Here is a 10,046-nt window from a genome sequence, read left to right as displayed (position 1 = left end):
CGGTCGTTCGAGGTGAACCCGCCGTCCTTGAACACCGGGTGGCTGAACAGGTTCGTCGTCACCATCGGCACCTTCAGGCCCGTCTCCTCCAGCGCGCCCCGGAAGCGCTTGAGGATCAGCTCCCGCTCCTGCGCGCTCGCCCCGAACGGGACCAGGTCATTGTCGTGGAACGTGATCCCGTACGCGCCCAGCTCCGCCAGCCGGCGCACCGCCTCCACCGGATCCACATCCGCCCGGGTCGGCACGCCGAACGGGTCATTCCCCGTCCAGCCCACCGTCCACAGGCCGAAGGTGAACTTGTCCTCACGGGCAGGGGTCAGAGTCATAACAGGCACCTCATCGGGCTAGTTTCCGAACGGAAGAAGAATTAGTATGTGTCCTGAACTATATGGGTCATGATGAACTTGGTCAATGGTTTTCCGAGAGGGGACATGATGCGCGACCGCGACGGCGGGCTGACGATGGCGCCCGGCCGGGTCGGCGACGTCCGTCGGCGAAACCTGGCCCTCGTCCTTGGCTGCATCGGCCCCGACACCCGCGCGACGCGAGCCGATATCGCCGCCGCCACCGGACTCACGAAGGCGTCCGTCTCGAGCCTCGTGTCGGAGCTGCTCGAGACGGGGCTCGTGGAGGAACTCGGCGTGACCCGGGCCGGCGAGCGCGGGCGGCCCGGCGTGGGCCTCGCGCTGTCGTCGCGGCCCGTCGCGCTCGGTGCCGAGCTCAATGTCGACTATCTCGCCGTGGGCGCCGTGGACCTGCACGGGAACCTGCACTTTCACGAGGTCGCAGAAGCACCCAACCGCGGGCGGGCTCCGCGCGAAGTCCTCGGCGAGCTGTCCGGGCTCGCGGCGCGCTGCGCTTCTGCGGCCATGGACGCCGGAATGACGCTTCTCGGCGGCGGTCTTGCCGTCCCCGGCCTCGTCGACCCCGCGCGCGGCGTGGTGCTCGCCGCACCCAACCTCGAGTGGCGCGATGCCAGCCTCTCCCCCGCCCTCGGCGAGCTGGCCCCCGAAGCGCCGTTCGGCGTCGCCCTCTCCAACGAGGCCGACAGCGCCGCCCTCGCCGAACTCTGGTACGGCCACGGGTCGGCGTTCGGCGCGTACCTGTATGTCTCGGGCGAGGTGGGCGTGGGCGGGGGACTCGTCATGGGGTCGAAGCTCTTCGCGGGCCCCGGCGGGCACGCGGGCGAGGTGGGGCACGTCGTCGTCGAGCCCGGCGGGAGGCGCTGCTCCTGCGGTGGCCGAGGGTGCCTCGAAACCGTTGCCGGCCAGGAGGCCATCCTTGCCGCCGCGGGCATCACCGATGGAGGAAGTACGACGGCGGCGCGCATGGCCGCGCTGCAGGCCGCCCTTGAGGCTGGCGACGCACAGGCGATCACCGCCGTCGAACGCGCCGGGCACTACCTGGGGATCGCCGTCGTCTCCGCCGCTCGCGTCGTGGATCTGTCCGCCGTCGTCCTCGGGGGGCATTTCGCGGCCCTCTCGGGCTGGATCCGCCCAGCACTGCTCAGCAGCCTCGACGGCTTCGCCCCGGGGGTGATCGCCCAGGAGGCAGTCGCGTTCTCAGAGCTGGGGACGACGGCGGCCCTCAGGGGCGCGGCCGGCGCTGCACTCCGGCGGGCCTTGGCTGCACCCTACGCGCTGCTGGCCTGACCGCGCCCCTGCCTCGCGCACAGCCGCGGTTCAGCCGCTCATCCGCGGCGGGCCCGGCGCGGATGAGCGGGCAAGAGCGCCATATGCAGGAAAGGGCGCCGGGCCAAGGGCGCTTGGGATCGCTAGACAGACAGCCGAGCGACGAGGCGGTCGACGAACGCGGCGAAGGAACGCTCGAGGTCGAAGGCCGGGTTGAGCAGGAACTGGATCTCCAGCCCGTCCATGGTGGCGAGCAGCCATTCCGCTTCGCCGGCGACCTCGTCCTCGGCCATCGGGCGGAAGTGGCCATCCTCGACGGCCTCCCGGAAGAGTTGGCGCATCGTGGCGAGCGCGGACCTGTAGCGCGCCGTCATGAAGTCGTGGGCGGGATGGTCCGGGGAGGTCGCCTCGGCCGCCATCGTCGTATAGAGCTCGAGAAGGCCGCGGTGGTGGGCGTGGTAGTGCATGAGCTTCTTGAAGGCGCCCAAGAGCTCGTAGCCGCGGTGCGGGGAACCCATGACCTGCGAGGTCACGACGTCCCAGTGCTCGAGGACGGCGATCAGCAGTGCTTCCTTGCTGCCGAACAGCTTCACGATTGCCGCTGGCGTCAGTCCCACTCGGTCCGCGACCTGTTGAAGGGTGCCGCCCTTGAAGCCGTGGTGCCCGAAGACTTCCATCGCGACGGCGACGACCTCGCGCCGACGCTCGATCCCCTTCTTGTACGGGCCGCGAGGACCCCGCTTGCGCGGACTCGGAAGGCTGAGCGAGGAGGTCATGACCGGGAGCCTACCCTTGCGCTAAAGGTAAATCACTACATACCTTTGAGTTGTTGTCCGAGTCACATGGACGGAGAAACCGTGAACCCTTCGAAAACATCAACCTTGGGCGTCGGCATGCTCGGCGCCGGCCCCGTCACGCAGGCGATCCACCTGCCCACTCTTTCCCGCCTGCGGGAGGTGTTCCACGTCGCGAAGATCATGGACGTGGACCCGCAGATCGCGGAGTCAGTGGCCGGGAGGGTTGGCGCCGGCTGGACTACCAGCATGGACGAGCTGCTCGCCGACGAGGCGGTCCAGGTGGTCGTCATCTGCAGCCCCCATCAATTCCACGCGGAGCAGGTCATCGCGGCCTGCCGAGCGGGGAAGCGCGCCATTCTGTGCGAAAAGCCCTTCGCGATGAGCCAAGCCGAAGCCGAGCAGATCGCCGCCGTCTCCCGGGAGACCGGCGTCCCGATCATTGTCGGCGCGATGCACACGTTCGATCCGGGATGGCTAGCGGCCAAGGAACACTGGGGCGATTTGGTCGAGACAGCGCACACCATCCGCTACTCGATCGTCCTGCCGCCCAATCCACGCTTCGAGGACTTCGCCACGGAAGTGATCACCCGTCCCGAGCGGCAGCGGCAGAACCGTCACGACCCCGAGGTCGCCGCCGGCATCGTCCGCGGCGGCATCATGGGGCTGGCAATCCACGATCTGCCGCTCGTCCGCGCCTTCTGCCCGGACTTCACCGACCTCGAAGTCCTCTCCTGCCAGGTCCCGGACCCGTCCGGCTATCTGGTCAACCTGCGCATAGGCGATCGGAACGTCCAGATCTTCGGCATCAACACCGAGAGCTGGGAACCGGAGTGGATCTTCGAGGCCGTCAGCGACACGACGTCGCTCCGCATCGACTTCACTCCCTCCTATGTCCAGGCAGGTTCGGCGACAGCAACCATCAGCCACGGCGGGGAGTCCGAGGTCTACGGACCATACGCATACAACGGCTATGAAGCCGAATGGCGGTATCTGGCCGACCTCGCGAGCGGCAAGGCGGCTCCGCTGGACGTCACCGAACTCATCCACGACCTCACCTTCGCCCTTGACGTCGCCGACAAGGCCTCGACTGCCGTCCGCGACGCGACAGCTCTCACGAAAGAGGCATCCGTATGACCCAGCAACTCACCGTCACCTCCTCCCCCGAGGCCGACTCCACCGGCGCGGTCCCACAGGTGGTGGCCTCCCTGCCGGTCTCGCTCCACCCATCGGACGACGGCGCAGCCGCCCTTGTCGCGATCGCCGGCGACGGCGGCTGGGCGGAGAGGGCAATCGCTGCGATCTCCTCCGGAGCGCGCGGCGTCATGGTTATCAGTCCCTCCCCTGCCGATGTGGCTGCGCTCAGAGAGCGGGCGAACGCGCAGGGCGTGCCGGTCGTCATCGACACGGAGTGGGCGCACAATCCGGCCGTTGCCGCCTCCGCACCCCACTTTGCCTCGCACAACGACGAGAACAGCCTTCTCGAGGCGCGCGTCAATGCTCCCGCCGGAGCTGACCTCGATCAGGTTCTGCTCGCGCAGTTGGCGCTCATCCGCGCAGCGGTGGACCCCGTGGTGCGCCTTGCTTACGCACGGCGGAACGAGCACGGCTACGACGCACTTGCCCAACTCGCAGGCGGCGCACAGGCCACCCTCACCGCCATCCTCACGAATGCCATCCCCGCATCGGCGACCCTGCGCATCATCAAACCCCGCCATGCCGTCGCTCTCGGCCTTCCCGGAGCAGGCACGGCGGCGCCAGGCAAGGTGACTGTCTCCGGACCGGAGGGAGCTACGCTCCTTCCCACCCTGTGGGAGTCCGCGCACCGGGCAGCGTGGCGGCGGCTGCACGACCTCGTTGAGGCCGGCCAGACCTGCGACGATCTGGCCGCCTTCGCCGAGGACGCCGCCCTCGTCACAGAAAACTAGGTCAGCAAAGACGTCGAGGTCTTCAGCGGGGGCGGCTTTACCGCCACCCACGCTGAAGACCTCGATGTATTGCTGACTTTTTCTTGCTGTTTTCTGGCTATCCGAACGTCACCGTCCGGCGAGCGAGCCGCCGATACCGCCGACGCTGAAGTACTTGTTCAGGACGGCGAACATGATGATCGGTGGAAGCATCATGATCACCGCGCAGGCCGCGACCGGCCCCCACGCAGTGGCGTTCTGCTGGAAGAAGGTCTCCAGGCCGACCGGGAACACGTAGTTCTCGCTCGAGCGCAGGAACACGAGTGCCACCAGATAGTCGTTCCAGGACAGCAGGAAGGCGAAGACCGCCGTCGAGAGGATGCCCGGGAGCGAATTCCGCAGCACCACCCGGACGAAGCCACCCGCCACCGAAGCGCCGTCGATCCAGGCCGCCTCTTCCAAAGCGATCGGGATGGAGTCGTAGTAGGCGGCCATCATCCAGATAGCCACGGACATGGTCGCCCCGACGTAGATGATCATCATGCCGAGAAGGGTGTCGACCAGTCCGAGCTGCGCAAACAGGATGAACAGCGGGATCACCGCGGTGACGACGGGGAGGGACTGCACGATGAACAGCACGAGCGAGAACCCCGACACGAGCTTGTTGCGCCCCCGAGAAAGCACGTAGCCCGCGGGGGCCGCCACGACCACCGAGACGATCACCGTCACGAAGGTGACCAGCAGGCTGTTGTTCAGCCACGTCAACACGCCCGTTTGGCTGAAGATGTTCGTGAAGTTCTCGAACGTGTACTCCGACGTCGTGGTGCTGCCAAGAGAAGGCTGCAGCGACAGGAGGAAGATCGCCGCAATCGGCACGAGGACGACTGCCGTGATGATCAGGATGAGCAGAAAGCGCCACCAGCGCCCGCGCAGCTCGGCTTCCTGCATTCCGCGTCGCCGGGAACCAGGCTCACGTGGGACGGACTGAGCCGAAGCACGTACGGTTTCGACGCTCATTCGATGCTCGCCTTTCGGATCTGACGGTAAAGAACTACGGAGACCACGATCAGGACAACGGTGGTCATGAAGGCGATCGCAACACCCGGGCCGACCTGGAAGTCCTGGAACACCGTGCGGTACGCGAGAACCACGAGCGACGTGGTGGAGCCCACGGGTCCGCCGCCCGTCAGCAGGAAGATCGTCGGGAAATCATTGACGCAGAAGATGGTCATCAGAATCCAGCTGATGTAGGTCGAGCGCGAGATCAGCGGAAGCGTGATCTCCCTGAAGACCTGCCAACTGCCCGCGCCGTCAACCTTGGCCGCTTCGTACACATTGTTGTCTACGGCTGCAAGCGCCGAACTCATCATCATCATCATGAATGGGAAGCTGATCCACACCTTGAAGACGCAGACGGTCACCTTCGCAAGGGTTGGATCGGCGAGGAAGAGCACGTTGCCGAGCCCGAGGGCCTGGGCAAGCATCGGGAACGGGCTCTGGGGAGTTGCCACAAGCCAGTTCCACGAGAACGCCGACACGACGACGGGCACAATCCAGGGCAGCAGCAGGAGGACCTTGAACAGGCCCCGAGCCGGTATGCGGGTCCGCAGCAGCAGCGCGAGCACGAGGCCGACCGCCCAGCTGCCGAAGACACCGACCAACGTAAAGATCAGCGTGAACAGAGCCGCCTGCCAGAAGGCGGGGGTCATGTTGCCCGCTACGAGGGTGTTGACGTAATTGGCGAAACCGACGAAATCCCCCGCGTCGATCAGTGTGCCATTTCGGAGGGACTGATATGCCGCATAAATCACCGGGTAGAGGTTGATCAGCAGCAGCAGGATCAGCGCCGGGGCCGTGAAGATGATGTAGGTCCACGTCTTGGCGCGAAGACTCTTGTTCTTTCTCGGGCCGCCCTGACGGCCGGTGCCGGAGACACCGACGCCGCGCTTCGCCCGACCCATGCGGTCGGCGATGGAGCTTGTCGACATTACTTCTCTTTCTCTGGCGACGATAGGCCGAGCGGGTCCCCCAAAGCTTCTCGGGGGACCCACTCGTCGTGGCTACGACTTCAGGTTCGCCTTGATGGAGTTCTGAAGAGTCGTCAGGGCCGACTTGGCATCGGTCTTCCCACCCAGGATCGACTGGGTGAAGGTGTCCATCGCCGGCGTGCCGTCAACCGTCGTGACCCCGAGGAACAGCGCTGTGCCGCCCGGGGCCGCCCAGGTCTTCGCGATCGGCTGCCACTCGTTGATCACCTTGACGTTGTTGGCGTTCGCCTGGAACTCCTTCGTCTGCGTGATCGACTTCAGCGGCGGGAGCCCAATGCCGGTGGCCTGGGTCCAGAGCGGCGACATGTTCTGGTAGTAGTACGTGAGGAACGCCTCGGAGCCTTCCTGGCTGGGAGTGTTCTTGTACATCATGATGTTGTTCGGGAAGAACAGAGCGCCCTTCTTCCCGTTGGGGCTCGTGAGCGGGCTGGCGACGGCGAGATCGTTGAGGGCATCCCCTCCCACGTTCTGCGCGAGGCCGGCCGTGTCGAAGCCCATGCCGTACTTCTTCGCCTTCCACTGGGCCTGGGCGTTTGCGCTCGTGTACGTGGGGCTCGCCGGATCGATGTAGCCCTTCGATACGAGCTCGAGCACGAAGTTCATCGCGTCGATGTTTTCCGGGGTGACGCAGTTCGGCTGCTGCTTCTCATCGAAGAGGCCGCCGCCGTTGTTGATCATCCAGCTCACGAGGATGTGGCCGCCGGTGAAGCTGCCGGCACCGGCACTCGTGCCGTATCCGTAGACGCCGATCTTCTTGAGCGCGGCGCAGGTGTCGAGGTAGGACTGCCAGTCCGTCGGCACCTTCGCCCCGGCCTGCTCAAGCAGTGGCTTGCTGTACCAGAGGACGCGCATGTCGAGGTTGTACGGAACCGCCGCGTAGCCCTTCGGGACCTTCATCGCGTCGAGGAGGCCGGGCAGGAAGTCGTTGTACAGCCCATTGTTCTTCCAGCTGTTCAGCAGGTTGTCCGCGTACGCGATGGCGCCCTGCGACTCGAACTGGAACGCCTGGGTGCCGCCGCCCGAGCTCACTGCCGGGCCGGTGTTGGACGCGACTGCGGAGGAGAACGTCTGGGTGAAGTTCGCCCACTGGATCTCCTGGTAGGTCGCAGGCGGCAGGTTGTTCGCCGGCTTGTACGCCTCGGTGATCTTCTTGTCGAGCGGGTTGAACGAGGTGTTGCCCCACGGCATGTTCCAGAACTTGATCGGCTTGCTGCTGCCGCCCCCGCCAGAGCTTCCTGCATTGCACGCGGCCAAGAGCGGGATTGATGCTGCGGCGCCGGCCAGGCCAAGGAAGCCGCGGCGGCTGAAGTTCGAGCCCGTAACCGAATTGGCGCTCATTGATGACTCCTTCCAATGGATTCGGCGGCCAATGCCGCACAATCCGTCCTCTTCGTTGAGATGAGAAATGCGCTCCGCGCACACCTTTGTGGAATAACCAGACCTTCTTGCAGCGGAGCAATCCTGTCGGCCTGCGGATCTAAGTTCTCGTCGGCATTCACCTTTCACCCGTTTGCGAAGGCGTGACCCGCTTCACATGTGAGCCTAGAAGGACTTTTGACGGTGCGCAAGCAAAAGATGAAAAGTCACCATACTGAAGTGCAGAGGACATCTCGATCAGCTCTGCTTGGCGGTCAGGGGGACGGGCGCGGGGCGGTCGGCGCGGCTTTCCACGGCGACGGCCTTGCCAGTGTGGGCGGAGTCCAGAAGGGATTCCATGACGTCCAGAACGTGGTAGGCCAGCGTCCCCGACGCGCGGGGCTCCTGCCCCTGGGGAGTGGCGGCGAGGTCCGCGATCCCGTACCCGCGCCCTGAGCCCGCGTACCCCGCCGAGACGGGCAAGGTCTCCCACTCGCTGCCGTCGAGGCGGTAGACGCGGGTGTCGCCGTCGAAGTGGTTCGGGTCCGGCACTGCGAGCGTGCCCAGCGGCCCGTGGACCTCGATGTTGGAGGAGGTCGTCGCGACCGCGTCGAAACTCATGACGAGGGTCGAGAGCACCCCGGACTCATGCACCAGGACCCCGGTGACGTGCGTATCGACCGTGACGGGGACCTTCTCCCCAGCCCTCGGCCCGGAGCCGATGGTGCGCTCCGACCGGGTGTGGCTCGCTGCTCCGACCACCGAGACGACCGGTCCGAGCAGGGTCACCAGGGCGGAGACGTAGTACGGGCCCATATCCAGCAGCGGGCCGCCGCCCGGCTGGTAGTAGAAATCCGGGTTCGGATGCCAGCGCTCGTGCCCCGGGGTGACCATCGTCGCCGTGGCCGCCACCGGGGCGCCGATGACGCCGTCGTCGATCGCCTTCCGCGCGGTCTGGATCCCAGTCCCGAGCACCGTGTCCGGGGCGCAGCCCACGACGACGCCGGCCTCCCTAGCCGCCTCGAGGACCTTCCGGGCTTCCCCGGTCGTGGCAGCAAGGGGCTTCTCCCCGTAGACGGCCTTGCCGGCGGCGATCGCGGCGAGGGCGACCTCGGCGTGGGCCGCCGGGATGGTCAGGTTCAGCACGAGATCGACGTCGTCGGCGGCGAGGAGTTCCTCCACGCTCAAGGCGCGTACGCCGTTCCCGTACTCCTCTGCGACGGCCTGAGCCCGCTCCGGGTCCAAGTCTGCGACCGCAGCCAGACGGACCCCCTCGAGCCGGCGGAAGCTCTCCAGGTACTGGCTCACGATCTTCCCGCACCCGACAATGCCGATGTTCATCGGCTTTTCCGAATCTATTGGCTTTTCCGAATCTATCGGCATTGGCGAATTCATCGGCTCGCCCACAGCAGGCCCCTTTCGATGATGGTGCGGACGTTGGGGTCCTGAAGGATCTCTACCCGGTGGCCCGGGGTGCAGACGAAGATCCGGCCTTTGCCCCATTCGCGCGTCCAGATGGCGGGGGAGGTGACTTCGCGATGCCACGGGTCCCACTCGCGGACCTTCTGCGTGGTGGTGGCAAGGACGTCGATGTAGTCATCCGAGAGCACCCAGTACTGCTCGGTCACGAGGTCAAAGTCCGAGATCCCCTCGGTGATCGGATGCGACGCAGCTGCCGGGAGCATGTTCACGGTGTACGGGACGTAGTTGTCCGACTGCTCGCCCGTCCGCTCGTCGGGGTGCTTGCCGGGATGGCAGGCGAACTGCCCCCCGATGAGGTGCAGGTAGTCCGAGGTGTTCCGGTACGAGTCGGCGATCCCGCCGTGCCAGCCGGCCAGACCCGTGCCGTTCTCGACGGCGGCCCGGAGGCCGGCGAATTCGTCCTTCTCGATCGTGGACATCGTCATGCACTGCATCACCAGGTCCACGCCTGCCATGTACTCGGCGTCCGCATAGACCTTCGGCGATTCCTCGACCCGCACCTCATAGCCGTTCGCCTTGAGGTGCGGGATGAACAAGTCGGTGGCCTCGACGGGCTGATGCCCATCCCAGCCGCCGCGCACCACGAGGGCGCTCTTCGTCGTCGTCACTGATTTCCTTTGCTGCTGAAGGCCGCGTCGAAGGCCGCGGCGGGCGGTGCGATCTCGGCGAGGCCGCGAACGAGGGCGAGCGCCTGCGGCGCACCGATGAGCCGGTCCATCCCGGCGTCCTCCCATTCGATGCTCGTGGGCCCCTCGTACCCGATCGCGTTGAGGGTGCGGAAGATCGGCTCCCACTGGACGTGGCCGTGCCCCGCTGTGACGAAGTCCC

Annotated in this window: 9 protein-coding genes and 2 pseudogenes; 3 read left to right on the top strand and 8 right to left on the bottom strand. The window is 66.2% G+C overall.

The window, feature by feature from the left end; genetic code table 11:
- Positions 1-326 (bottom strand): annotated as a pseudogene (locus E5679_RS20595) (xylose isomerase); the annotation flags it as partial.
- A 105-nt stretch (positions 327-431) separates the two neighbouring features.
- Here E5679_RS20595 and E5679_RS20590 point away from each other — a divergent pair.
- Complete coding sequence (locus E5679_RS20590) at positions 432-1,652, top strand: ROK family protein (protein WP_138419404.1); 1,221 nt, start codon at positions 432-434, stop codon at positions 1,650-1,652.
- A gap of 122 nt (positions 1,653-1,774) precedes the next feature.
- Here E5679_RS20590 and E5679_RS20585 read toward each other — a convergent pair whose 3' ends face one another.
- The gene (locus E5679_RS20585) at positions 1,775-2,407 is read right to left on the bottom strand and encodes a TetR/AcrR family transcriptional regulator (protein WP_138419402.1); all 633 of its coding nucleotides are present in this window, start codon (positions 2,405-2,407) and stop codon (positions 1,775-1,777) included.
- Positions 2,408-2,488: 81 nt separating this feature from the next.
- On the opposite strand from E5679_RS20585, the gene E5679_RS20580 reads away from it, so the two are divergent.
- Positions 2,489-3,562, top strand: a complete 1,074-nt coding sequence (locus E5679_RS20580; RefSeq protein ID WP_249336270.1) for a Gfo/Idh/MocA family protein — start codon at positions 2,489-2,491, stop codon at positions 3,560-3,562.
- A complete protein-coding gene (locus tag E5679_RS20575; protein WP_138419398.1) occupies positions 3,559-4,353 on the top strand; it encodes a hypothetical protein in 795 nt (264 codons plus the stop codon). The genes E5679_RS20580 and E5679_RS20575 overlap by 4 nt, the downstream gene beginning before the upstream one ends.
- Positions 4,354-4,461: 108 nt before the next feature.
- Here the strand turns inward: E5679_RS20575 and E5679_RS20570 are convergent, their stop codons facing one another.
- From E5679_RS20570 to E5679_RS20545, 6 genes and pseudogenes are all read right to left on the bottom strand, one after another.
- The gene (locus E5679_RS20570) at positions 4,462-5,349 is read right to left on the bottom strand and encodes a carbohydrate ABC transporter permease (protein ID WP_138419396.1); all 888 of its coding nucleotides are present in this window, start codon (positions 5,347-5,349) and stop codon (positions 4,462-4,464) included.
- On the bottom strand, positions 5,346-6,320 hold the full coding sequence (locus E5679_RS20565) for a carbohydrate ABC transporter permease (protein WP_138419394.1): 975 nt from the start codon (positions 6,318-6,320) through the stop codon (positions 5,346-5,348). The genes E5679_RS20570 and E5679_RS20565 overlap by 4 nt, the downstream gene beginning before the upstream one ends.
- A gap of 72 nt (positions 6,321-6,392) precedes the next feature.
- Entirely contained in the window at positions 6,393-7,718 is a 1,326-nt protein-coding gene (locus E5679_RS20560) for an ABC transporter substrate-binding protein (RefSeq protein WP_138419392.1), read from the bottom strand.
- Positions 7,719-7,994: 276 nt separating this feature from the next.
- Positions 7,995-9,077, bottom strand: a complete 1,083-nt coding sequence (locus E5679_RS20555; RefSeq protein ID WP_249336269.1) for a Gfo/Idh/MocA family protein — start codon at positions 9,075-9,077, stop codon at positions 7,995-7,997.
- 50 nt (positions 9,078-9,127) lie between these two features.
- Positions 9,128-9,826, bottom strand: coding sequence for a ThuA domain-containing protein (locus E5679_RS20550; RefSeq protein WP_138419388.1), 699 nt, complete (start codon positions 9,824-9,826; stop codon positions 9,128-9,130).
- A pseudogene (locus tag E5679_RS20545) lies at positions 9,823-10,046 on the bottom strand (sugar phosphate isomerase/epimerase); the annotation flags it as partial. The gene E5679_RS20550 and the pseudogene E5679_RS20545, both read right to left, overlap by 4 nt.

It is taken from the genome of Sinomonas gamaensis (assembly GCF_005876955.1).
Taxonomy (GTDB): domain Bacteria; phylum Actinomycetota; class Actinomycetes; order Actinomycetales; family Micrococcaceae; genus Sinomonas; species Sinomonas gamaensis.
The sequence above is the reverse complement of the archived record's forward strand: the minus strand, read 5'-3'. Positions and strand labels throughout refer to the sequence as shown.